16 protein-coding genes are annotated in these 24,861 nt (G+C 48.9%); 4 read left to right on the plus strand and 12 right to left on the minus strand.

The window, feature by feature from the left end; genetic code table 11:
* Positions 1-64 precede the first annotated feature (64 nt).
* The 3 genes from ACO0K4_RS02755 to ACO0K4_RS02765 form a co-directional block, all read right to left on the minus strand.
* Positions 65-3,154 (minus strand): TonB-dependent receptor, encoded by a 3,090-nt coding sequence (locus ACO0K4_RS02755; RefSeq protein ID WP_422955065.1) that lies wholly within the window; start codon positions 3,152-3,154, stop codon positions 65-67.
* Positions 3,155-3,869: 715 nt separating this feature from the next.
* Positions 3,870-6,701, minus strand: coding sequence for a TonB-dependent receptor domain-containing protein (locus ACO0K4_RS02760; RefSeq protein ID WP_422955066.1), 2,832 nt, complete (start codon positions 6,699-6,701; stop codon positions 3,870-3,872).
* A 560-nt stretch (positions 6,702-7,261) separates the two neighbouring features.
* Positions 7,262-8,398, minus strand: coding sequence for an alpha-D-ribose 1-methylphosphonate 5-triphosphate diphosphatase (locus ACO0K4_RS02765; RefSeq protein ID WP_422955067.1), 1,137 nt, complete (start codon positions 8,396-8,398; stop codon positions 7,262-7,264).
* A 214-nt stretch (positions 8,399-8,612) separates the two neighbouring features.
* On the opposite strand from ACO0K4_RS02765, the gene ACO0K4_RS02770 reads away from it, so the two are divergent.
* Positions 8,613-9,362 carry a DUF1045 domain-containing protein gene (locus tag ACO0K4_RS02770; RefSeq protein WP_422955068.1) on the plus strand — a complete coding sequence of 250 codons (750 nt, stop codon included), beginning with the start codon at positions 8,613-8,615 and terminating at the stop codon, positions 9,360-9,362.
* Here ACO0K4_RS02770 and ACO0K4_RS02775 read toward each other — a convergent pair.
* The gene (locus ACO0K4_RS02775; protein WP_422955069.1) at positions 9,314-10,249 is read right to left on the minus strand and encodes a LysR family transcriptional regulator; all 936 of its coding nucleotides are present in this window, start codon (positions 10,247-10,249) and stop codon (positions 9,314-9,316) included. The two genes, ACO0K4_RS02770 and ACO0K4_RS02775, sit on opposite strands and share 49 nt — an antisense overlap.
* 251 nt (positions 10,250-10,500) lie before the next feature.
* Here ACO0K4_RS02775 and ACO0K4_RS02780 point away from each other — a divergent pair, with 251 nt between their 5' ends.
* Positions 10,501-10,770: a DUF4148 domain-containing protein gene (locus tag ACO0K4_RS02780; RefSeq protein WP_422955070.1), complete on the plus strand. Its 270-nt coding sequence runs from the start codon at positions 10,501-10,503 to the stop codon at positions 10,768-10,770.
* A 420-nt stretch (positions 10,771-11,190) separates the two neighbouring features.
* Positions 11,191-13,224, plus strand: a complete 2,034-nt coding sequence (locus tag ACO0K4_RS02785; RefSeq protein WP_422955424.1) for an FAD-dependent oxidoreductase — start codon at positions 11,191-11,193, stop codon at positions 13,222-13,224.
* A gap of 188 nt (positions 13,225-13,412) precedes the next feature.
* Here the strand turns inward: ACO0K4_RS02785 and ACO0K4_RS02790 are convergent, their stop codons facing one another.
* The 8 genes from ACO0K4_RS02790 to rpmH all read right to left on the minus strand — a co-directional run bounded on the left by ACO0K4_RS02790 (position 13,413) and on the right by rpmH (position 22,615).
* Positions 13,413-14,369: a LysR family transcriptional regulator gene (locus ACO0K4_RS02790; RefSeq protein ID WP_422955071.1), complete on the minus strand. Its 957-nt coding sequence runs from the start codon at positions 14,367-14,369 to the stop codon at positions 13,413-13,415.
* A 41-nt stretch (positions 14,370-14,410) separates the two neighbouring features.
* Complete coding sequence (locus ACO0K4_RS02795) at positions 14,411-15,184, minus strand: class II glutamine amidotransferase (RefSeq protein ID WP_422955072.1); 774 nt, start codon at positions 15,182-15,184, stop codon at positions 14,411-14,413.
* A 104-nt stretch (positions 15,185-15,288) separates the two neighbouring features.
* The gene (locus ACO0K4_RS02800) at positions 15,289-17,805 is read right to left on the minus strand and encodes a penicillin acylase family protein (protein WP_422955073.1); all 2,517 of its coding nucleotides are present in this window, start codon (positions 17,803-17,805) and stop codon (positions 15,289-15,291) included.
* Between the two features lie 413 nt (positions 17,806-18,218).
* Positions 18,219-19,661, minus strand: a complete 1,443-nt coding sequence (mnmE, locus tag ACO0K4_RS02805) for a tRNA uridine-5-carboxymethylaminomethyl(34) synthesis GTPase MnmE (protein WP_422955074.1) — start codon at positions 19,659-19,661, stop codon at positions 18,219-18,221.
* A 233-nt stretch (positions 19,662-19,894) separates the two neighbouring features.
* A complete protein-coding gene (gene yidC, locus ACO0K4_RS02810; RefSeq protein WP_422955075.1) occupies positions 19,895-21,634 on the minus strand; it encodes a membrane protein insertase YidC in 1,740 nt (579 codons plus the stop codon).
* 7 nt (positions 21,635-21,641) lie between these two features.
* A complete protein-coding gene (gene yidD / locus ACO0K4_RS02815; RefSeq protein ID WP_422955076.1) occupies positions 21,642-21,995 on the minus strand; it encodes a membrane protein insertion efficiency factor YidD in 354 nt (117 codons plus the stop codon).
* The gene (locus ACO0K4_RS02820; RefSeq protein WP_422955077.1) at positions 21,992-22,408 is read right to left on the minus strand and encodes a ribonuclease P protein component; all 417 of its coding nucleotides are present in this window, start codon (positions 22,406-22,408) and stop codon (positions 21,992-21,994) included. Before ACO0K4_RS02820 ends, yidD begins: the two co-directional genes overlap by 4 nt.
* A 72-nt stretch (positions 22,409-22,480) precedes the next feature.
* Positions 22,481-22,615 carry a 50S ribosomal protein L34 gene (rpmH, locus tag ACO0K4_RS02825; RefSeq protein ID WP_061535510.1) on the minus strand — a complete coding sequence of 45 codons (135 nt, stop codon included), beginning with the start codon at positions 22,613-22,615 and terminating at the stop codon, positions 22,481-22,483.
* A 668-nt stretch (positions 22,616-23,283) separates the two neighbouring features.
* Between rpmH and dnaA the strand changes: the two genes are divergently transcribed.
* A complete protein-coding gene (dnaA, locus tag ACO0K4_RS02830; protein WP_422955078.1) occupies positions 23,284-24,690 on the plus strand; it encodes a chromosomal replication initiator protein DnaA in 1,407 nt (468 codons plus the stop codon).
* Positions 24,691-24,861: the final 171 nt, after the last annotated feature.

The raw sequence follows: 24,861 nt of genomic DNA on the forward strand, positions 1-24,861 counted from the left end.
TAAGTTTCTAACTGGCACATCATATAAAGAATGTGATGTGCTCAACTAACATAATTCTATAGGATTAGAACTTGTAGTTGTATTCAGCTGTCAGTTTTGCGCTACGTGGTGCGGAATAGCTCAATACACCTTCGTAGATTGCATAACGTACGTTTGCGGTATTATAACGCTCAACCACTTTTTGTACGGTTTGCGCATCAAATACGTTAAATACGTCAAGCTTCAAAGACAAGCCTTTGACGAACGCTGGCTTGTAGACAACGTTCATATCCAGACGACGATCCCATTCTAGGTGACCTACTGTGCCACGTGGTGTTGGAACGTTTTGTGTACCAGTGACACCAAAGCAATAGTGGGAAGCAGAATTGTAGTTTGGAGAATCTGCCGGAGTAGGATTACTACCCAAACATGAACGTGGACGACCTGCGGCTAACAACAAATTACCACCAACAGTCCACTCAGGTGTCAAATCATAAAAGCCATAGGCTTTAACCTGATGAGTACGATCATTTGGCAGCAAACCATTTGCGTACAGCATCAACTCACGGTAGTCCCATGTCTGAGTAGCAGCAACGTCAGCTTGTCCAGTGTTTGTATCAGACAAAGTTTGACCTTCTGTATTACCTGTACTGCGCGACCATGTGTAGTTGACCTTACCATACCAACCATTACGGTATGGATGTTCTGCAAACAAATCTAATGCAGTGTATTTACGTTCAGCTTTTTCAAAGCCTAAATCCTCAGCCGACAAATGGACCTTGGTATATGATTTACGAGCAGTTGCTGGGTTTGCATCGTTAAAATCGACTAAGAAATCATTAGCCTCACCAGGGTTAAATGATGCACAACCGAAGCCATTCCAATTTGATGTATCGACGTTGTTGCGAGCAGCCCATTTATCAAACGGACGTTGATCACAGAAGTCATCAATTGTTGAACGCAATGTACGGTAAGTAACTTTTGCACCAAAGTTCAAATTAGCTGAGTAAGCTTTTTCGAAACCCAATGTAATCTCGTCCTGGAAACTTGGTTTCAAACCTGTTGCTGTGATCACTTTTGGATCTTTAGCTTGGCCATACTCATTGTTCGCAGACAAAACATTAGTCAATTGTGTCAAGCCAGTTGGCGTGCCATTAGCATCAGTTCCTGTGTACGCAAAGTATTGATTTGTGTTCAAAGAACCGTTTGCACCACGCAAAGCAACGACTGTAGGCATTTGAACAGCGTAACGACCTGCGCTACCAAATACTTTCATAGAAGAATCGCCATTGACGTCCCAAGCAGCACTGAAACGCGGTGCTAATTGGTTTTTCATTTCAATGTACTTCACTTTATCTTGGTTTGAGTTGGAGAACTGCTCATTACGCAGACCCAAAGTCAACAAGACATTTTTTGTGATTTGATAACGATCTTCAATATACTGCGCTGCTTGATCTGCATATGCATTAGATACTGTAGAACTCAAGATTTTTTCAACATAGTAACCTTGAGCAGCTAAGCCACCATACGGTGTCAACGCTGGCACTGTTCCACCTGCAACTGATGTTGGGAGATTTGGTGTAGTAGATTTCAGATACGTCCAGTTACCACCACCAGCAGACGCATCACCTGCATTCAAGGATGTCATGGAATTGTTATCCAGACCACCACGAATTGTATGCTGTCCTAACTTGTACTCCAAATCCAGACGGAATGCTTTAACAGTATCAGTAGACCCTGAAAATGGCAGATTACCTGAAAAACCTTGCGGACTAGCGTAGTTCAAACCTGGAACTTGGTTATTCGCATCTGCGGTAACTTGGAACACACTGGCGTTATATCCAGCTGGCAAATAAATATGCGTCGCCTTGCTTTGTCCATAAGATGCAGTCAAAGTCAGGTTGTCTGTCAAATTACCTGTGTATTTCAGGATCTGAACCTCACCACCATTTGCGCCATTGTTTTCTTGGTGATCAGATGAATTAACTTTTGAGCCAACCGCACGAGTAGTGTAGTCGTATGAATAATATTTATTATCTACTTTTGGCAAATCACCTAAAGCCGTCAATTCCAAGCGGTGGTCGTCAGTAATATTCCAGTCAAATTTGGAATAGTAGCGGTTCAGTTTAGTTTTTTGCTCTTGCCAACCGTTCACAGCATTTGTCGTAGACGTTCTACCGTTGAAAACACCAGAAAAATCCGTTGTCGTAGCTTCAGCAGCTAAGAACATGAACAACTTATCTTTGATAATTGGTCCACCAACATAAGCGCCAATTTGCTTTTGTTCTGTTGAGTTGTCTTGGCGGCGGAAGCGCAAAGTACCATCGGTCGTCTTGGTATTGGAAGCGCCAATAATAGGATAGTAGTAATCTAATGGTGTAGCACGCAAAGCATTAGGCGTAATCGATGCCATCGCACCAACCTCCCAATTGTTTGTACCGCTCTTACCAGTAATATTGACTACCCCACCCACGGAGCGACCAAACTCAGCACCGAAGCCGCCAACCAACACGTCAGCCTGAGCAATTGCACCAAACGGCAATTCAGATGCGCCAAGTTGTGTTAATGGATTTGTGACAGGAAAGCCATTGATGTAGTATGCATTTTCAGATGCACCACCACCTGCAAAGCTAGCACCAGCAGCATAAGTAGGATCACCACGTGTTGTGTTAGGAGCCAACTGTACGATTGCCTCTACGTTACGAGCCACTGGTAATTTTGCCAATTCTTTAGCCGTAAATGTAGCACCGTTGGTTGCAGTAGACACGTCAATGCGACTACGACGAGCAGAAACCTCAATCGATTGCACACCTGCGTTTGCAGCAGCACCAAAATCAGGCTCAACACCTTGACCAGCGAATACATCCAGTTCGGCATTTGCCAGAACTGTAGAGTCCTTCATCAATGTAGCTTTGTAGTGACCCGCAGGTAATGCTGTACCTTGAAATTTACCAGTAGCATCGATTGCGATAGTACGAGTTAAGTTTGTGTCTGTGTTTTTCAAAACAACAGATGTCGCAGAACCGGCAACAACTTTACCGAATACTGTACCAACAGTATTGGATTGCGCCATTGCATTAGGCACAACACCAACAGACAATACACCAACACCAAACGCTACAGTCAGCGCATGCGCGACTAGCGTTTTTCTAAACACAAGATTTTTCTTGGACATGTGATTTCCTAATTATGTAAATCAATAAAGCGTTGCACAACGTCGCGCCGATAAAACTGATCATTATTACAACTGCATGACGGGCAAACCCATACTAAAACCAACACCCTCCTTACGAATACCTCTTCCAGAAACGATATACAACACTAAAAATAAGTGTTTCTTTTGTAATTCAATGTAAATAAGGTCGTTTTTACGATCTTATTTATGTAAATTATTCTGTCAAAAAATACTCATCTCGCATGGAAACATCTTGAGCATATGGGTGTCAATACTGGGTTTTCTCTGATTCACAAAAAAACAACACCACTGTTTTCCAACTAAAATTAGGGAATCAAGGAAAGCATTATTTTTGTGCACCACAACAAATTATTACTTTAGATATATAAGAATTATTGTTTTTACGCATAAATTCTTTTGATATCGCCATCAGCAAAATTATATTTTTGTACTTTTAAAAAAGCTTCTAAAAAATTTTATCGATCAGTTTGTTTTTATGAATTAATTAATGAAATTTACATAAGAATTGAGTATAAAAAAACAATGAAAATATTTATGCTTTCATTTGGTGCATAAATATATTTTATTTATCCATCTTTCTTAATGTTGATCACTGTATGTAATGCAAGGAGAAATTTAACGAATGGGACTCCGATAAAAAAACGCTCAGATTTCTCTGAGCGTTTTTGTTGTACTGATACTTTAGTAATACTTATTAGAACTTATAGTTACCAACTAAGTAGAATTGACGTCCCAAAGGATCTGTGTAGCGACCATCGTAACCCAATTGATTACCACCACCGTTAATACGTTGTGAGAACGGTGGGTCTACATTAAATAGATTTTTGATACCGCCAGTTAAAGTAAAGCTTTTGGTCAGTCTCGCTTTTGTCTGCCAATCGAACACTGTGTAAGATTTAACATCACGCACTGAATCTACGTAATCACCCAATGTGCCATCAGCATTGACTTTACGAACAGCGCCATCATCAGCTGTAATTGGCGCATCGTGGTAACCGGAATGATAATTCGCAGTTAATGTATGCGTGTATGTCGCGGATGGTTTCCATGTCGCTGCAAGTTTAGAAATCACACGAAATACTACATTGTTGTACGCATCAAAACGACCGACACTCTTTTCGACATCAGAACCTGGAACAGCTTGTTCAGCTTTAAGCATGTAAGTACCAGTCCAGTTCAAAGCGACTTTACCAAATGACGTTGCTGTCGTAAATGTGTGATCCCAGTCAATACCTTGATAGTGTGAACTAGCAATGTTGAATGGAGTCAACGCCGCCACCAAAACGTTTTGCTTTTGGATAGGATCGTAGTAAGAAGAGAACAATCCTGCATAAGTTTTAGGATTGTCAAATACCAAACTCTCAGGCAACGTGGCGATCTGATCTTTCAGCTTAACATCCCACAAATCGAAACCAATAGATAAACTCTTTGTCGGTTCGACGCGGAAACCTATCGTTGACTGTGTCGATTTTTCAGGTTTCAGGCCAGCATCCCCAGTAAATGGATTGCCGCCTGTCAACAGACCGTATTCCGCTGTGCCATTACACAATGGCAGCAAAGGACCCGAAGTAATTGGGCAAGGATGGAAGTTAGAAGATCCACCATTTGACAATGGACTAGTGATGTTGGACAAAGACGGTGCTTTGAAACCTGTGCCATAGGAACCACGCAATAACACTTCATCGACCGGGCGATAAGCAACCGCTAATTTATATGTGGATGAACTCGCTTTGTTACCTTGCGTTGCAGGTGCAATCAAATTACCTGCCGTATCAAAGTTTTTGCTGTTTTTTGCTGCGTCATAGCTGTCATAACGAACAGCGGCTGTTACATCCAGATTTTTGATTACTGGAACTAATAATTCGCCGAAAGCGCCCCAGCTATTGCGTGATGTGTCGAAAGGCAATGCACCAGTGCCACCACCGACATTTGTATCTGTCCAGTTTGGTTGCAGGCTGTTAGGGCCTTGAGCAATCGCGCTTGGGCTATCTGCATAATTTTGTTTAGAAAAATCGGCACCAAAACCCAATTGAGAAATACCACCTGGTGCTTTGAAGAGTTCCATTGACCCGCGTGCGCTCAATACATCAAGTTTCGAAACAGTTTCGTCCAGAACTTGATGCAACACTGCTGGCGCCAAAGCGGCTTTAGTAGTAGCAGTTGGTGCGATAAATGGATTATATGCACCAGATGCAAACAACGCGGCCAACTTATCACCGCTGGTATAACCGGCAACTGCGTTATCAACAGATTTATTTTCTGAATGCGTGTATGACAGATTGTAGTCCACACCTTTCAGGTTACCCTCTAGACCGAGCACAACATGTTTTGCGTTAGTTTCCCATCCGTCAGTACGGCCACCAGCATCAACTAGACGAAGATTCATCGTGGATGACGTTACTTTTGTGGGATCTACACCGAGTTTAACAATTGCTGGAACAATATAAGTCTGATACAACGCACTGTTGATATCTACGCCCAATGGCTGCGCTGGCGGAGCAAAGCGTGCTGTACTTGTGAACTTGGAGTACAAAGCTTCTGCATAAAAACTTGTACTATCGTTTATTTTGTAATTCAACAAACCCAAGAAACCATCACGTTTCAACTGAGGCAAAGCTTCAACGGTGCTAGCAAAATTATAACGACAAGAGTTACCGACGTTGAATGTATTTGGTGCTGGGCATGCACCAGTCGTAACAAATGCAGGGTTAAACGATTTCGAAAAACCAGAACCTTTTACGGTAACGTTAGCTGGAATCGAATTGCCACTAGTCTGATACAACGAGTATTGTTGACCGTTGTTCATGAATTTTTGAACGCCGCCATTCGCACTGAACGCGCGATCACTTGCATCTAACTCAGTTTGTTCGTCGTGGCTATATGCGAGTAAAACGTTGTAACCGTCTTTTTCCAGATCGCCAAAGCCTTTAGATATTGCAACATTGGATGTTGCACCTTTAGCTGAGGTCTCAGGTGTGCTGTAAGTTACTTCCAAGTTCAAATCTTGTTGGTTCTTCTTCAGAATGAAGTTGACTACACCAGCAATAGCATCTGATCCGTACAAAGCAGATGCACCGTCGGTCAAGATCTCTACGCGCTCAACAGCTGATAAAGGAATACTTGCCAGATTAACTGCTGAACCTGTGCTGTAAGGGGCAATCCGGTGACCGTTTAGCAACACAAGAGTGTAGCTAGTACCGATCGCATGGATAGAGGCTGTTTGCACACCACCGCCACCACCATTGATCGATGTTGAAGCTGTAACAAAACCTTGCATAGAAGGCAATGAAGCAACTAAGTCGGCAACTGTTGTTGCACCACTTTGTTCAATTTGCGCTTTTGAAAGTGTTTGTACTGGCAAAGCACCTTCAACAGCGATACGTTTAATTGATGAACCAGTAATTTCAACGCGTTGTGGGGCTGCTTCTTGTGAGAATGCTGGTTGGGCAGCAAAGCCCATACCTGCTGCTACGCCGCTCGCGAATATCATTCTGACTGATCGAGACAGAATTTTTTCTTTTGTCATTGCTTAACTCCCTGAAAAGGTGTGGAGATTGATCTATCAAACGCAGATTCTTTGTTGTGTAAAGATTTGCAAATGGTCCCAAGGTTTTTTACAACACATGAAAATTTGTGTATCAAAAAACTTGATACAGCATGGAACCATTTCCTCAATATGACTGTCAATGAACGCTTGATTTCCGTATAACCAAAAAACAACAAGATAAAAGATCAAATAGTGCCGAACTTAAAGCATCCGCATTCTTTTTGTGCAGTGCAAAAATTCAACTTGCATATAATTTTTAGGACTATAGACAAAATTTAATTTTCATTCGTCTAAATAAGTTGAATTTAATTTCACCAGACGTACAAATACAGAACATTCATGTTCATCGGACTATTTTTTTAACTAAAGGAAACTTTTTCTTGATTCGGCATAATCCAATTGGCTGAATAAAGCAGGCATACTAAAGCGAAAAAATTCGTGTTTTTGCACAATATTGGTGCGATATTTGCTGACCGATCGTTACAATTTAATGTGTCGCTAAATGAATAAGTGAAACCTCTTTTTCATCGGTAATGCATTCAAGCAATCTGCCGTCCAGCCTTCCACACCCCCAAAATTACCGGGAAGTTCTCAATCAATCTCACCCGGATAAAATCAGCTCTTAAACCGTTTGCAATATCACCACGATCATGCAAACCCAATAAGGTCGCGGGATTACTTGCTACTGTGGCAATGGCTCTGGATAGCGAAAACCCTTGGCTTTGCAATAAAAATGCGGCGTGCAGCAGGCTAGCGGGGACGTAATCTGAGGATAAAACATCGAGTAAACCGTGTTTGGCCAGCTCTAAAGCGGAGACGTTGCCTGAATGTGAGCCGCCGCGGACGACGTTGGGTGCGCCCATGATGATTTTTAGTTTGTGCTGATGTGCGGCTCTGGCGGCATCTATGGTGGTGGGGAATTCAGACATGGTGACGCCCTCTCCGACACCTTCGCTGACATGCTCTATCGTAGTGTCATCATGCGTTGCAAGAGGAATGGGGGGTGTGGATTCGCGGCAGAGGCGTACGACCTCGCGCCGATTGGCCGCTGCATTTGTTTGCTGCCGCTCAAGCAAATGATCGAGCATGCCGTCGACCTTTTCATTGCTCCAGCCACGTTTACCTGTGACATAGACGCGGTAATGATGCATATCTGTCCATTGGCGCTGACCCGGCGTATGGTCCATCAGTGACACCAGCTTTAGACGGTCATCTTTTAAAAATGGGCTGAACAGGGAAATCAACTCCGGCTCAGCCAACTCCAGTCGTAAATGTAAAAAATGATCTGCACGCAGCATGCCTGCGTCGGCAGCAGTGCGTAGTCCGGCGATACTGGCATGCAGTGTTTTCATCCGCATACTGTCAGTATCAATATCACCGACAGCGATCGCATCGAGCACCGTCGTGATGCCGGACGCCGCAATCTGCGCGTCATGTGCAGCGATGGCAGGCAAAATCGGCCAGCTGACTTTAGGTCGCGGCATCAGATGTTTTTCGAGATTATCGGTATGAATCTCAACCAGACCAGGCAAGAGATAATCGCCGCCCCAATCAGTGCCCGTCAGTCCCTGATGATCTGAGGCGACATCATGAATGCAGCCATCCTCATAGGACATCTGGCCTAAAAATTCTTCATTGACAGTAACGATCCTGGCGTTGCGTACGGTGTGTATCATAGTGTTCTGGTCATCGATTTACGCGGGTACAGGTCAGCCTATAAAAATCTGGAACCCGCCAGGAAGCCTGGTACAGGCTCAGGTTGATTCTCAGATAAGTTCTATAGAGCTGAAGCAGAACCACTCTGGCAACATGCCAGCGCCTGGCTGGGCGCATATTGCGTCAGTCCTGTTTGTTATATAAATATTTTGTTCAAAAGCATAGCATGCGCCAATGACTACCGAATTAACTTCTCGTTATGCTGTGTATTTCAGCCCTGAGCGGCAATCGCCCTGGTTCAGTGCCGGTAATTCCTGGCTGGGCCGGGATGTGGAAACTGGCAATTCACTCGCGCAGCCAGAAATAAATCAGATTCCCCCGTATCGGTTCAATGAACTCACTGCCAGCGCACGGCGGTACGGATTTCATGCCACGATGAAAGCGCCATTCCGGCTCGTTGCAGGAACAAGCGAACAGGATCTTTTTGCTCGGCTTGCGCTATTTTGTGAGCATGCAGGTGCAATCACTGTTGCGCATCCCCGTCTGCATATGCTGGGAGATTTTTTAGCGATTCAGGCGGACGAACAACAGGATGAGATCGCTGCGCTGGCGCAAGCCTGCGTCGTACACGTTGATCCCCTGCGCGCCGCAATGACGAATGCTGAATTACAGCGTCGCCGGCAATCCCGCTTAACTCACCGGCATGAAGAGTTGTTGTTGCGCTGGGGCTATCCTTATACCGAAGAAGCCTATCGTTTTCACATGACGCTGAGTGACTCCCTTGCGCAGGTAGATGCAGATACTATTGAGCGTTTGCAAAATGCTGCCGAACGTCATTTCACTATCGCTGCGCCGATTGAGATAAACAATTTGTGCATCTTCAAAGAAGACACGCCGGGTGCGGCATTCAAGCTGATAAAACGGTGTCGTTTTAGTCATGCGGACGCTTTAGCCAGCCAGGCGTCTATATCGGGATGCGGATAATTTGCAGAAATAAAATTCACGAAATTTCTTACTTTGGCCGACAACAAGCGGCGGCTTGGGTAAACCATGGAGATCGATACTTCGCCCAAAAGAAACTCTGGAAATAAGCGCACCAGACGACCACTGCTGAGATCATCGCCAAGCATAACTGACGGGCGCAATACCAAACCCATGCCAGCTATTGCACATTCTCTGAGGATATCCGCGTTGTTGGAGATGACGCAGCTATGAATCGGGATCTGCTTGGGCGATGCTGGCTGCCCGCGGATGCCCTGGACTGCCCAGTTATCACGCATAAAATCATAGCCAAAATTCAGGCATTTATGATTCGAGACATCTTCGGCATTTTTAGGTGCGCCGTATTTTTTGATGTAGTCCGGTGAGGCACACAGCAGCACTTCCGACGTCACCAGTTTGCGGGCGATCATGCTGCTGTCGATTTTTTGCAGATCGAGGAAAAATCCTACATCAATCCCCTCCTCGACCAGATCGATATTTCTATCCGTGACACGCACGTCGAGAATGATATCGGGAAATTCTTTGGCAAATTTAGGGATCAGCGGAGCGAGCTGGCTTCGGCCAAAACTCGGATGCGAATAGATACGCAAAGTACCACTAGGCTTTTTTGCAGAATATGAGGCAACTGCGTCGGCATCGTCAATGTCAGCCAAAATTTGCCGCACACGCTCCAGATAAATCTGTCCAGTCTCGGTCAGAGACAGCTTGCGGGTTGTCCGGTTCAGCAGCCGCGTACCCAGATGCGTCTCCAGATCCGCCATATAGCGGGTCACCACGGCATTTGACATTTCCATCGCAATCGCCGCTCTGGCGAAGCTGCCTTGCTCGACGACCTTAGAAAAGATCCGCATGGATTGCAGTCTGTCCATATTTCAAGTCCTTTATTATTCCACATTCAGCAATAGTATATTCCTGATTACCACCTTTTTTGTTCAATCCGAAAAGCCTACACTGCTTTCATCGGTGTGCAGTGCAACATAAACAGCCCATCGATGCCGAATCCGAAGGCGTATTGCAGTTGGCATCGGAAGTGATGGCATCTCACTTCTCATGCAAATTGAATACCTGATGCGGACGCCGGCTAAACCGCCCTTTATTATTAATTTTCTGGAGAATGACCATGAACGCTAAACAAATTTTTGCTGCTGCTAGCCTGATCGCTTTGACAACTGGCGCCGCTTTTGCTGCTGACACTACACCAACATCCACCAAAACCCGTGCTGAAGTCGTCGCTGAACTGGCACAGGCACGTGCTGCTGGCGAACAAATCGGCGGTGAAGAATTCGCCTGGTTTGCAACACCAAAAACGGTTATCGCAAAAACAACGACAGAGCCAAAAACTGAAACAGCAACTGCACCTAAAGCAAAATCTGCCAGCACAACAGAGTAAATCTGCTGGTAGATGCAGGCCTGTCTGGCGATCAATTAGTCAGATAAATAGCTCTGCTGCGATGCACACATAAAAAACGCCACCTTCGTGGCGTTTTTTTATTTCTATGCGCGAAGTAAACGGTGAGAGCTCAGGCTCCGCCGCATTAACCGCCATAACAAGGCGTACACTATTCGCAAAATAGATACTCAAGAAGAGTATTTTTTAAACCTCCTTATAATTATTGCGGATAAAACCCTATTTGATTCAATTAATAGGGGAGTATGTGTAAATCTCTAATAAAAAGAGAGGCATAAGGTGATAAAACGGACATCGCTTCAACAAGGACTGTCGTATTAGAGTGCGCAACCTATCCGTAACCTATCCACAATCAGCCGCTCTTGTGTATTCTTGCCCCACACAACCACTCTGAGCGATATGATGCCAAACCAACACTACCCCAAGCTGCTCGCCCCGCTGGATCTCGGCTTCACCACCCTGCGCAACCGCACCATCATGGGATCCATGCACACGGGACTGGAGGACCGGTTTTATAACTATCCTAAACTCGCTGAATATTTTCGTGAAAGAGCGCGCGGTGGTGCTGGCCTGATTGTCACCGGGGGTATTTCGCCCAACCGGCGCGGCTGGCTACTGCCCTTTGGCGGCACGATGAATAGCTTGGGCGATATCTGGAACCACAAAAAAGTCACCCGCGCCGTACATGAAGAAGGCGGCAAGATCGTGATGCAAATCCTGCATTCAGGTCGCTATGGTTACCAGCCTTTCGTGGTGTCAGCCTCTGCCAAAAAATCACCAATTTCGATGTTTCAACCCAAAGCGCTGACCGAAAGCGGCATTGAAAGCACCATACGCTCATATGTGCGCTGCGCCCGGCTCGCCCAAAAATCCGGCTACGACGGCGTAGAGATCATGGGCAGCGAAGGCTATCTGCTCAATCAATTTCTATGTGCCCGCACCAACCTGCGCAAGGATCGCTGGGGTGGCAGCATTGAAAATCGTATGCGTCTGCCAGTCGACATCGTGCGCCGGGTACGCGCTGCTGTTGGCAGCAATTTCATCATCATGTATCGCCACTCGATTCTTGATCTGGTCGAAGGCGGCAATAGCTGGCAAGAAGTGGTCGAAGTCGCACAGGCACTGGAGCAAGCCGGTGTCACGATTCTCAATACCGGCATCGGCTGGCACGAAGCACGCGTACCAACGATCGTCACATCGGTCCCTCGCGCCGCATTTGCCAGCGTTGCGGGCCGCTTGAAAAAAGCCGTATCGATTCCAGTCGTCGCATCCAACCGCATCAATATGCCGGATCAGGGCGAAGCCATCATTGCGCGTGGCGACGCCGACATGGTCTCCATGGCGCGACCGTTTTTGGCCGACCCGGAATTCGTGAATAAAGCCGCCGCTGGTCGTGCTGATGAAATCAACACCTGCATCGCCTGCAACCAGGCCTGCCTTGATCACACCTTCTCGAATAAACGCGCCTCTTGTCTGGTCAATCCGCGCGCCGGACACGAGACTGAATTACGTTACATCAAAACTACGAAGCGTAAACGCGTTGCCGTCATCGGTGCAGGCCCTGCAGGCTTGTCTGCCGCCACCGTTGCCGCAGAATGCGGGCACGACGTCACCCTGTTCGACAGCAGCGACAGTATCGGCGGTCAATTTAAAATCGCCATGCAAATCCCTGGTAAAGAAGAATTTGCTGAAACACTGCGCTACTTCGGTAAAAAAATCGCCTCAACCGGCGTCAAGCTCCAGTTAAATCAGCGCGTCAGCCGAGAGCAATTACTGACACAAGGTTTCGACGACGTTATCGTCGCCACCGGCATCGTGCCGCGCACGCCAAAACTCGACGGCGTCAATCATCCTAAAGTCTTATCCTACATCGACGTCCTACTACACAAAAAAACGGTCGGCAAACGCGTCGCGATTATCGGTGCAGGCGGTATCGGCTTTGACGTTGGCGAATACTTGCTGCACGATCCCGCCATCACCTTACCTGTTCCTTTGCCACACTGGTTCGCCGAATGGGGTGTTGACCCGCAAGCACAAAGCAATGGCGGACTGATCGCACCGGAACCGACACATCCGTACCGCCAGATTTATCTGCTACAGCGTAAAGCCACCAAGGTAGGTGCTGGTTTAGGTAAGACCTCCGGCTGGGTACATCGCGCGACTTTGCAACGTAACGGTGTGGAAATGATGGCGGGCGTTGAGTACGTCAAAATCGACGATCAGGGCTTGCATATCACGGTTGGCGGTGAGGCGCGCCTACTCGAGGTTGACAACGTTATCCTGTGCGCAGGACAAGAGTCACTGACAGAACTGATGCCGGACAACGTCGCTGAGCAGGGTCCGCGTTTTCATAAAATTGGTGGCGCGGCACTGGCGTCTGAACTCGATGCGAAGCGAGCGATTAAAGAAGGGGCGGAATTGGCGGTTAGCTTGTAAACGACTGTAGGATCAGTGCAGGTCAGTGATGCCAAGAACTGACCTGATTCCGTTTGAAAACGTCCGTTCAATCGACCGCCCTCGGTTCCTCTCTCGCACACGGGAAAGGAAAAAATAAGCGGCTACAGAGCCACCTCAGACTTGTTGCATCGAGCATCCGCGCATCAGCGCCCAAAGATCACGATGGCTTAAGCGGATGCTGCAGATCCCACAGAGGTCGCCCCCATCGCCTCCCGCGATGCATCTGCCACAATCCGCCGCAGCCACTGCACTTCGGTCGCGGCATGCGAACGCTCATGCCAGAGCATGAAGAAGCGCATTTTGGGCATCTCAACTGGCATCGGCAACACCGCAATCGGATATTGCCCGACAAAATGCATGGCAAAACTGCGACTCGTGGTGAAGATCAAGTCGGTACGCGCCAGCACGTCCGGCACCATACCAAAATACGGAATCGTCATTTGAATATGGCGCTTTAAACCCTGCTCTGCCAGAGCGCTGTCGATGATGCTGCGGTGTCCCATCATGTAGGGCGTCGGTGCCAGATGTGGCATCTCCAGATAGTATTTGAGCGACAGTCCTTTTTTCACAATCGGATGCTGATGATTAACCATGCAGACCAACTCATCTTCAAATAAATGTGCAAGATGCAGGTGCGGTGGTTGTTCTGGCCAGTTACCGATCACGCAATCGAGCTCGCCGGTTTCTAATGCCGACGCGTAATCAAATCCGGCATTAAGTGAGTGAATCACCAATCCTGCATGCGGTGCCTGACCCCGGATTTTTTCCATGATGAGAGGGATCAGCAAGACGCTCAGATAATCCGGTGCTCCCAGATGAAACACTCTTTGCGTTTGCGCCGGAACAAAGCTTGGCGCCGGATGCGCGATGCTTTCTAAAACACTCAGGCCCTGTTTTGCGAGCAGCAATAACTCCTCGCCGCGCTCGGTTGCCGTCATGCCATTTTTACCGCGCACCAGAATCGCATCACCGGTGATTTCGCGCAAACGCTTGAGCATATTACTAATCGCGGGTTGTGACTGTCCCAGTTTCATCGCCGTGCGTGTGACACTGCGCTCGGTCAGCAAGGTATGCAAAACGCGCAGTAAATTGGTATCAAGATGATCGCTGGGACGGTGACTCATGATGGGATCTGATGGGATCAATAGTGAGATTAAGAATGAAACTAATGAACAGAGGCGACATCACCGTCGACAAAAACCAGGAGTTCGCCCGGCGCGAACTGCGTCCAGGTTTCGTTATTGGTCAGTGGCTCCGTGACGATGACCGCAACGCGATCTTGCGGTGTCGTGACCTCAGAAAAATCCACGGCAACTTCTTCATCCGACAGACTGGCGGTGGCAAACGGATATTTTCTGACGATGTAATGTAACTTGGTTGAGCAATGCACAAACAGTGCCTCGCCATTCGATAGCATCATGTTGAAGGTGCCGTACTGCGCAATCTCAGTCGCAATAATACGGAGAAAATTGGTCAGCTCGGCTATTGAGGGCAAGGCGTCACCGAACCGGCGACGCATCTCTTGCAGCACATAGCAAAACGCCTGTTCGCTATCGGTAGTGCCGACAGGGCGATACGCGCCGTCGAGTACGGGTGTAAAATTTTTCAGGTCGCCGTTATGGGCAAATACCCAATAACGCCCCCAGCATTCACGTACGAAGGGATGGCAATTTTCCAGCGTCACCTGACCCTGGGTCGCTTTGCGGATATGGGCAATGACGTTTTTGGATTTGATCGGATAACGCTTGATCAGCTCGGCGATCGGTGACGCGACAGCCGCCTGATGATCGACAAAATGGCGCACGCCATTGCCTTCAAAAAAGGCGATGCCCCAGCCATCTTTGTGTTCATCGGTGCGGCCACCGCGTGTGGCAAAGCCCGTGAAACTGAACACGATGTCGGTCGGGGTATTGCAATTCATTCCTAGTAGCTGGCACATAGTGTTTGGGGGGGGCGGGCAATGCTGCTATGCATAATATTCAAGCTTAGCATCATTGCGCCGTGCCGACTACGTGGAGACTACGGAGTCTTAGCCGATTGCCATCACCACTCGCGAATTGTGGTGTTGCTGTATCCAGCATCAAGGCGAATCTCATTTTCGCTGAAAGGTATCTTCAGCCAGTTCTTCGCCGCATACCGATCCGTATAGTTAACCGAGCGGACAGAGGCCGGATCGTCGGATAAAGAAAAGGTGAGGAAAGTATGCGCCTCGACCCCGCTGCTAGTAAAAGACACCACCTGCATATAGCTGTTGCCGTTGGGATTGCCGTCCATACTATAACCACCCTGATCCAGACGATTTTCGGAACAGGCAACGGTGAAGTAGCCGGCATTCTCACAGCCGCCAAATAAACCTATCTTGCGTTGATTGCGGGTCACAAACAGCGTATCGCCACGCACAGCGTTCATCGCGTAGCCGCTGTTCTGCACGCGCAACACTGCAGCGCCAAAGGCTTGTTGTAAGACCTGCGCATTCACAGGATTGATGTCACGGGGCGTGTGAATGGGATCGGCTGGATTGAACTGGACTTTGTACAACTGCGCCTCCGGTAGTAAAGAGGCGCGTCGCCAGAATTCATCCCAGACATGTGCGCCGCGTGCGCCGGGATTGCCGGTATTGTCCCAGGCGGACAAAGCGGCACAGGCGCTGCCCAGGCTGACGGAAGTTGATGGCAGGCTCTCACCGGTTTCAGGATCGGCGCTAATCGTGACGCTGGATGTCGCACAGATCAAAGGCAGGACCTGGGTCTTGAATAATTCTGCCGTCAGCACCCGACTGTTTAATACCATTTGTTTGACAATCTCGACGCTGGCTTTATTGCCCGCATAACCGTCAGTACCGTCAAGTCTGCCTTGCGCCATCGTGTGACCAAGCCGTGTGCGCATGCTGAGTGACTCCGTCCCTGCGCTGCCGATGATGTCGGCAAAGCCTGTCAACAGGGATTTGGGGTTGGTGCTCCAGTAGCTGTCGTTCATATTGGCGACATAATCGTTGCGCAGCAGGCCAGGCAATCGGGCGACACCGAACGCGCCTCGCTGTGCGGAGTCGGCATCGGTTTTCCAGTCACAGGCGCTGCGGGCACCGTCAAGAAAAGGAACGCGGGGCAAGTAGGCTGCCAGCGCCTGTCCAGTCGGCGTCGTGCAGCTCGCGGCCTGCGCATTGCTCACGTTCGGTACTGCACCCATGTCGGCATACCATGCCTTGCTGGAGCCACGGCCAATCGCGGTAGTATTGACCCACGGTGTTGCGAGCTCTTCTTTCTGGATACGGATAAAGTCATCCAGCGATTGCGCCTGGTTCCAGCGCATCCAGTTACGGAAGCTGTGATAGTTCGTCGCGTTGACATCGCGGATCGCAAAAGCCGTCGCCGGGTTCCAGGTCAGTGCCGGATTCAGCAAACCCAGATTCAGGAGCGGTCCGTATTCGCTGCGGTACAAGGTGCGCCTGACCACGCCAAGACGACCATCGGCCTGCCTGACGCTGACCGAAATGGTGTTCGCGGTCATGCGTACTTTTTTACCGTCTTTGATATAACTGGTGGTATCGCCGTTCGCCAGCGTCAATTCATAGATACCAAAGCGACGCGCAGTCGACACGGTATGTGTCCAGGCGACATTATCGTTAAAGCCGATCAGTATCACGGGCACACCGAGAAAGGATGCGCCGCTGACATTCAACTGACCCGGGATCGTTAATTGCGCCTGATAAAACCGGTCGCCGCCGCGCCAGTACCAGTGCGGGTTACCGAACAACAGAGGACTATTCGTTGTCACAGATGCGCTGCCATAGGCAATCATATTGCTGCCTACGCCCTGAGTACCGCCGACTTGCATCTGCGGCATGATCGTTTGCTCAGGATCAAAAGGTTGAGCTGCGATAGTTTTGGCCGCGGCATCAGGTGGCACTGCGCTCGCAATACTATTCACAAAATTGCTATAACCGCCTGCCAGATTCGCCGCGTACATGCGGCGATACACGTCGCTGGGACGAATCGGCTGCACCCAATCCGCATAGCGACAGGCGCTGTGGGCGGTATTACCACTGGTTCTCAGCGTGCGCAGATAGCGGTTATAGCCTGCAGCAAAACCTTGCACCATATTGCGTAAATCTTGCGGCTGCGCGCCGATCATGGTGTTCAGCACATCGCTGGTAATTACATGTTTGTGAAAAAAATCCGAGTCCAGATTCCGCGCCAGCTCCAATGTCGATGCCGCTACCGGAATCGCCTCGGCACTAAGATATTTAGAACGTTCGCCACGATACGTTAAAAAGGCATCCGCCATCGTGCAAAGATTGTCTTCAGCCTGCGCATAACCATAGCCATAACCAAGATCTGCCCAACTCGCCGCCTTGATATGCGGTACGCCCAGACTGGTGCGGCGAATATCGGCCTGATAATTACGGCTACTCACTGCATCAACATCATCCCCCGTAACACTCTGGGCGAACGCTGACGTCGTCAGCGACATTAATGACGCCATAGACACCATGGACACCACTGACACCAACGACAGCGCAGGGGGCATTGCGATTCCAAATCTCATCCAGCGTAAGCTCATCTTCACTCCTTGTTGGTCGTACGAAGAAACGGAACACAACACCGGATGACCTGAAACAGCAATCGGCTATTCCGTAAAGTTAGAATTATTGAAATACATTATCAACAAGTAATATGTTTTATGCAATTAATAATTGTTAAGCAAGCTGCAGGAATGAAGATACTCTGATAGAGCAATCCGCAATATTGGCGCGGGTTTTCAGGCAAAAAGACTTGGAAGCCCGCGCCAATATTGCGGATTGTATTGAGGAAGCTTCTAAATAGCGTTAATCCAGATGCCGCGCCAGATGCAAAACATTGCAATACCTGCGATGTGATGCTCTCGGGCAGGGGACTTATAGTTCTTCACGTGAAGATGAAGATACGGCGGGCGTAAGAAATATCACACCGCCCGATCAGCAGAAAAAATACGGCTTACTTGCCGATGCAAAAACGCGAAAAAATCACCCCAAGCAAATCATCGGAGGTGAACTCACCCGTGATGCTGTTCAGGCGGTCTTGTGTCAGGCGCAGCTCTTCGGCAAAGAGATCGAGGGACTGGTCGTTTTGTGCCGCGTAGTCAGCAGCATTTTGTAAATGTTCATGCGCTTGTTTCAGGGCGATCAGATGACGTTCGCGTGCCAGGTAGAGCGATTCACCAGTCTGCTGCCAGCCTGCGATGCGGAGTAATTCTTTGCGTAGCAGATCGATCCCGACATGGTCTTGCGCTGACAGATACACATGGGTGGCGTCATCCATCTCGTCGACACTGGCGTGATGGCCGGACAAATCAATTTTGTTCCAGATGCGGATGACCGGCACCTCATCGGGAAACCGGGCAACGATGCCTTCATCAGCCCGCGTCGGTCCGCGGCTGGCATCGAGCAGATGCAGGATCACATCGGCCTTACTGACCTCGGCCCAGGTGCGCTCAATACCAATACGCTCAACGGTATCAATGGTGCTGCGATGCTCGTCCGGATGCAGCTCGTCATCATCATGGCGGATACCTGCGGTATCAATGATATTCAGCGGAATGCCTTCGATATGGATGGTTTCGGTCACTTTATCGCGGGTTGTTCCGGCGATCGGCGTGACGATGGCGACATCGTCACCCGCCAGCGCATTCAGCAGAGAGGACTTGCCGACATTCGGTTGTCCGGCGAGCACCACATTCAACCCTTCACGCAATAAGGCGCCTTGCGCGGCCTGCTGAAATACGGCTTGCAGCGCTGCCTGTATCGTCGTGAGCTGACCACGCGCGTCTGATTTTTCTAAAAAATCGATTTCTTCTTCTGGAAAATCGAGAGTCGCTTCAACCAGCATGCGCAGGTGAACGACTTTTTCAACCAGTGCATGAATCACTTTGGAAAAAACTCCGGACAAGGACTGCGATGCGGATTTTGCCGCGGCCTCAGTCGATGCCTCGATCAGATCAGAAACAGCTTCCGCCTGCGCCAGATCGAGTTTGTCGTTCAGAAAAGCGCGTTGCGTAAATTCGCCAGGTTGAGCCAGTCGCAGTCCCGCTTCTTTACCGGCTTCGAGGCAACGCGTCAGCAACATTTGCATCACGACCGGGCCACCATGTCCTTGCAACTCAAGTACATCTTCACCGGTGTAGGAATGCGGTCCTTTGAAATAAATCACAATACCCTGATCGATCACGCTGCCATCCGCTTGCGTAAATGGCAGATACGTCGCATGACGCGGCGTCAAGGGCTTGTTCTTTAATACGCCGGCAAACAAGGCGCTGACGATGGGCGATAAATCCTTGCCGGAAATACGGACCACGCCAATACCACCGCGCCCGGGCGCCGTTGCAATCGCGGTGATCGGTGTGTTGTCGTAGTTGCCAGGCGATGTACTGTGTTGGTTCATGATGAAATTCTAACCCTGCACACAAATGGCGCAGAAAAATTGTCAGTCTTGTGACTCAAATGCCACATAAATAGCGTGTCTGACCATGTCGAAAAAAAAGCCCATGATCTGCATGGGCTTTTTAAAACTTAGTTTGCTGCGCGTTGTTGCTTAACTTCTTGCTTAGCTTCTTGCTTATTTTGCGGCTGATTTTATTGCTTATGTCGCTGCTGACATCAGCAGCGACAACATGCTTACTTCGCAGCCACCTTGTGTTCTGGCGGAATCAGCTTGTTATTGATCACCCATTGCTGCGCAATCGACAAGATGTTATTCACGACCCAGTACAGCACCAGACCCGATGGGAAGAAGAAGAACATCACCGAGAACATCAACGGCATGAACATCATCATCTTGGCTTGCATAGGATCCGCAGGTGCCGGATTTAACTTGGTTGTGATGAACATCGAAATTGCATAAATTACTGGCAGGATAAACCAGGGATCAGGTGCCGTCAGGTCAGTAATCCAGCCCATCCAGGGTGCGCCGCGCATCTCAACGCTAGCTTGTAATACCCAATACAAGGATAAGAAAATCGGCATCTGGATCAAGACAGGGAAGCAACCACCGAGCGGATTGATTTTCTCAGTTTTATACAATTCCATCATGGCCTGATTCATTTTTTGCGGATCGTTTTTATACCGTTCACGTACTGCGGTCATTTTTGGTGTGACCACTTTCATCTTCGCCATACTGCGATAACCGGCAGCAGACAGTGGGAACAGTGCGAGCTTGATCGTGAGTGTGAACACGATGATCGTCCAGCCCCAGTTACCCAGTAATTTATGAATCAATTCCATCAAAGCAAACATTGGCTTAGCGATGATCGCGAAGTACCAGTAATCTTTAACCAGATCCAGACCGGGGGCAATTTTCTCTAACTTGTCTGATTCTTGCGGACCTGAATACAGACGCGCGTTCAGACTTGTTGTCGCGCCCGGCGCAATACTGCCCATGGACAAGATATTGCCGACTGCATATAAATTGGTATCGACCTTTTTCGTGAAAATCTCACGTGCTGTTTTGTCTTGCGGAATGAAAGCAGAGACAAAGAAATGCTGAATCACGGAGACCCAGCCATTGTCGGATTTGGTTGCGTGACTGTCTGAACCTTTTTCGATTTTTTCGAAATCGAGTTTCTGGAAGTGCGCATCCTCGGTGTAGACCGCTGGTGCGTAGAACTCGGTCGAACCACTCAGCATACCGCCGCCTTGAGGCTTGGTACCATCATGTATCAGTTGCAAGTACAGCGATGGCGTAATAGCAGCGGCCGTATTATTGGTCACGTCATGTTTGACATCGATTACATAGTCACCCTTTTTGAAGGTGTAGGTCTTGGTCAGTTTGACGCCGTTCAATTCTGATTCGAGCACCAGTTGTACCTGATTGCCGCCATCCAGACTACGTGGCCCTGGTTTTGCGACGAAATTGGTTTTGTGGTTAGGGAATGCACCACCGAGCAAACCTGTCTGCGCCAGATAGGTACGCTGCGCCGTTTCAGTGAACAGCACAATATTATTGGTGGCAACCGGTACTTCTTTTTTGCCCGCCAGTTCAAGGAAAGCGTCATACCAGTGTTCACGGTGGACGGTTTCTTTGTATTGCAAGAGTTCCAGACGCTTCAGCTCACCGCCCAGGCTGTCGATGTCTGCCTTGAACACATCCGTGGTCACGGTAAAGACTTCGTGCTTGGCCGCACTATCCGCACCGGCAACGGCACTGGCGCTACTTGCGGCAGCGGCAGCGCCAGGCGCGGCGGTATTGGTAGCCGTAGCAGCAGATGCCGAAGCACTGGCACTGGCGTTCTTGCTCTGTTGCGTTGCTGGCGAAGGGAATAAAAATGATTGTTTGCCGTTATGACGCATCCAGTTGTCCCAGAGGATCAACAGCGACATCGAGAAAACAACCCACAGGACGGTACGTTTGATATCCATAGTGTGTTTAACAGAGAGATTTAAAAGAAGAACCAGAACGTTTTGACCAGGTCAGCAAACTGCGACTGTGAGCGGAACGTCCGTCGGATGTGGGGATGAATCTATATTTTTCAGATTTTTCTGAGGTTTGCGGCGTTTTTTGTGGCACCAGATCCACGCCACCCGGATGCCAGGGATGACATTTGCACAAACGCTTGCCTGCCAGCACACTGCCTTTAGCGGCACCATGTTCACGAATCGCTTCTGCTGCGTAGTCCGAACAACTGGGATAAAAGCGGCAATTTTGTCCCAGCATGGGACTGATCGCGAATTTATATACCCGCAGCAAGAGCAGCAACAAGGATTTCACGGGATTCATCATGATGCAGGCGGCGCTAATGGAGGTAGCATCGGCTGAGCAGACAATTGCTGCGCAGCGAACAGACGTACAATTTCAGCCCGCAACTCTTGCTTGAGGCGGGCTGTCGTCGCAGGACCAGACTTCGTATTGACCGGCTTGGACAAACGCACAATACAATCCACGCTCACCAGCGACGAACAACGAAAAATTTCTCTGGTGACACGTTTAATCGTATTACGCGTCACTGCACGCGGCGCAAACCGTTTCGCTGCGACCACACCCAATCTGGCATTCGGCAGATCGTTGGGTCTTGCATACAAAACAAAGTGCGCGGTTCTTTGTACCGGGCGCAAACGAAAAACGGATGAAAATTCATCCGTTTTAACGATGCGCCGAGCGCGTGCAAAATCATCGCTTGCGTTTGCTGGTGTCATTGCATTGAGCATAATAGAGTCATGCCAATTCATGCCACCAACCAACGCTGCCGCTGATTATGGCTTGATGGATCAAGCTGCCAAACGCTTGCGGCCTTTGGCACGACGTGCGTTCAATACAGCGCGGCCGCCACGGGTTGCCATGCGTGCGCGGAAACCGTGAGTGCGCTTGCGGCGAACGACGGAAGGTTGGTAAGTACGTTTCATGTTGGTCTCGCTATTTGAGCAAATAAAAAATCGGAATTACGGGTAAAGGCTTAAGTTAATTCCTACGTCAGGCTTTTCACCTTTACTGCCCCAAAACCGCTGCTCGGTGTGCTGCATCTAATTCAACAACAATGCACCATCAACTAAAAGAGGGTAGGGAACCCTGAATTAGACACCATTTTTGGCTTACGTGTCAATCACTTAGCACATTTTTTCATCATGTCATAGTCACTACCGGCAAGCAATCACAAGGTCTTTTGCCCCATTCTCATAGGAAGATATGCTACAGGCACAGACACAAATTAAGTACACAATAGCAACACAGAGCCGCAACACCAGTTTTATACCGGCCTCATAAATTTACTGCTCAGCCTGTGGATAACTCTGGCTGGCAAGGGTAGAATAGCGGATTAGTGTGGCATGACTGATTTGCACTAACGACAACATTTTAAATAACACCCAAGGTCTTGTTTATCTACTCCAGAGTTGCCTTCGATTGACCGAAGCCCATCCAACTGTAGCTTGTTGCCGTTCCAGTCCGCGTGTCAGTCTCATTCCATGTCTTAATCATGCATGTCGTTGTTGTCTCGGTTTAGCTGCCGGGATATTCGCCCGGGCTCGCATGATTTTGAAAGGGAATCACATCAGCATCGAACATAAGTGAATACATGGAAAATTTCTGGCAAGCCTGCTCGTCCCAATTAGAGCAGGAGTTAACGCCGCAGCAGTATAGCGCCTGGATCAAACCGCTGGCACCGCTCGATTTTGAAGACGGCCGGTTGCGTATTGCCGCGCCTAACCGTTTTAAACTTGACTGGGTAAAAACCCAGTTTGCCGGCCGCATCACCGAACTTGCCGCTCAGTTCTGGGATGAGCCCATCGATGTGCAGTTTGTACTCGACCCGCGCGGCAATAAAAAAACTCTCCCAACCGGACAAAGTGGCACCTCATCGAATGGATCAAGCCACCGCGAATTATCGCAACACGACGACGTCTCCGGACACATGCCTCAGCACATGTCCGAGCCTGTGGTTGAACCAACGCCGCGCCGTGATCAGAGCCGTATCAATGTCGATCTGACCTTTGACAGCTTCGTGACCGGTAAGGCCAATCAGCTGGCACGCGCTGCCGCGATTCAGGTCGCGAACAATCCTGGTGTGTCCTATAACCCGCTGTTCTTATATGGCGGCGTGGGTCTGGGTAAAACGCATTTGATCCACGCGATTGGCAACCAGATTCTGGTCGATAACCCTAATGCGCGGATTCGCTACATCCACGCAGAGCAATATGTGCGCGACGTAGTGACCGCTTACCAGCGCAAGGGGTTTGATGAGTTCAAGCGCTATTATCATTCGCTCGACCTGTTGCTGATCGATGATATTCAATTCTTTGGCGGCAAAAGCCGTACGCAGGAAGAATTCTTTTACGCGTTTGAAGCCCTGATCGCCGCCAAGAAGCAAATCATCATCACCAGCGATACCTATCCGAAAGAAATCACCGGCATGGATGATCGCCTGATTTCGCGCTTTGACTCTGGCCTGACCGTCGCGATTGAACCGCCGGAACTCGAAATGCGCGTCGCGATTTTGCTGAAAAAAGCGCACTCAGAGGGCGTGTATTTTTCAGATGACGTCGCCTTCTTCGTCGCCAAACATTTGCGCTCGAACGTACGCGAACTTGAAGGTGCACTGCGCAAGATTCTGGCGTACTCGCGCTTCCACGGCAAAGAAATCACGATCGATGTCGTCAAAGAAGCGTTGAAAGATTTGCTGTCGGTGCAGAACCGCCAGATCTCGGTCGAGAATATTCAGAAAACAGTCGCCGACTTTTTTAATATTAAAGTCGCTGACATGTATTCAAAAAAACGTCCGGCCAACATCGCCAGACCGCGCCAGATTGCAATGTATCTGGCCAAAGAATTGACGCAAAAGAGTTTGCCGGAGATTGGCGAATTGTTTGGCGGGCGCGACCACACCACGGTATTGCACGCAGTACGCAAGATCGCGGCAGATCGCGGCAAGAACCCGGAATGCAACCACGAGTTACACGTACTGGAGCAAACCCTGAAGGGTTAATGAACACGTAGGGTGTGTCATGCGCACCGGCAAACGCTGCGGCACATCCGATGCGTACGGCACACCCTGCAAAAACCGAACAGCCTGTCTAAGGGCGTCGATTAAAGTAAAGCAACAAGTTAGTAAAAACGAATTGCTAAAAATGGATTCGTAAAAATTAAATTGCATCAC

This window comes from Undibacterium sp. RuTC16W, assembly GCF_049339445.1.
Classification (GTDB): domain Bacteria; phylum Pseudomonadota; class Gammaproteobacteria; order Burkholderiales; family Burkholderiaceae_D; genus Undibacterium.

Coding starts and splice junctions, on each gene's coding strand:
- ACO0K4_RS02765 (WP_422955067.1), bottom strand. CDS start 8,398: ATGATACACACCGTACGCAACGCCAGGATCGTTACTGTCAATGAAGAA.
- rpmH (WP_061535510.1), bottom strand. CDS start 22,615: ATGAAACGTACTTACCAACCTTCCGTCGTTCGCCGCAAGCGCACTCAC.
- ACO0K4_RS02800 (WP_422955073.1), bottom strand. CDS start 17,805: ATGAGCTTACGCTGGATGAGATTTGGAATCGCAATGCCCCCTGCGCTG.
- dnaA (WP_422955078.1), top strand. CDS start 23,284: ATGGAAAATTTCTGGCAAGCCTGCTCGTCCCAATTAGAGCAGGAGTTA.
- mnmE (WP_422955074.1), bottom strand. CDS start 19,661: ATGAACCAACACAGTACATCGCCTGGCAACTACGACAACACACCGATC.
- ACO0K4_RS02785 (WP_422955424.1), top strand. CDS start 11,191: ATGCCAAACCAACACTACCCCAAGCTGCTCGCCCCGCTGGATCTCGGC.
- ACO0K4_RS02790 (WP_422955071.1), bottom strand. CDS start 14,369: ATGAGTCACCGTCCCAGCGATCATCTTGATACCAATTTACTGCGCGTT.
- ACO0K4_RS02795 (WP_422955072.1), bottom strand. CDS start 15,184: ATGTGCCAGCTACTAGGAATGAATTGCAATACCCCGACCGACATCGTG.
- yidD (WP_422955076.1), bottom strand. CDS start 21,995: ATGATGAATCCCGTGAAATCCTTGTTGCTGCTCTTGCTGCGGGTATAT.
- ACO0K4_RS02775 (WP_422955069.1), bottom strand. CDS start 10,249: ATGGACAGACTGCAATCCATGCGGATCTTTTCTAAGGTCGTCGAGCAA.
- ACO0K4_RS02780 (WP_422955070.1), top strand. CDS start 10,501: ATGAACGCTAAACAAATTTTTGCTGCTGCTAGCCTGATCGCTTTGACA.
- ACO0K4_RS02770 (WP_422955068.1), top strand. CDS start 8,613: ATGACTACCGAATTAACTTCTCGTTATGCTGTGTATTTCAGCCCTGAG.
- ACO0K4_RS02820 (WP_422955077.1), bottom strand. CDS start 22,408: ATGACACCAGCAAACGCAAGCGATGATTTTGCACGCGCTCGGCGCATC.
- ACO0K4_RS02760 (WP_422955066.1), bottom strand. CDS start 6,701: ATGACAAAAGAAAAAATTCTGTCTCGATCAGTCAGAATGATATTCGCG.
- yidC (WP_422955075.1), bottom strand. CDS start 21,634: ATGGATATCAAACGTACCGTCCTGTGGGTTGTTTTCTCGATGTCGCTG.
- ACO0K4_RS02755 (WP_422955065.1), bottom strand. CDS start 3,154: ATGTCCAAGAAAAATCTTGTGTTTAGAAAAACGCTAGTCGCGCATGCG.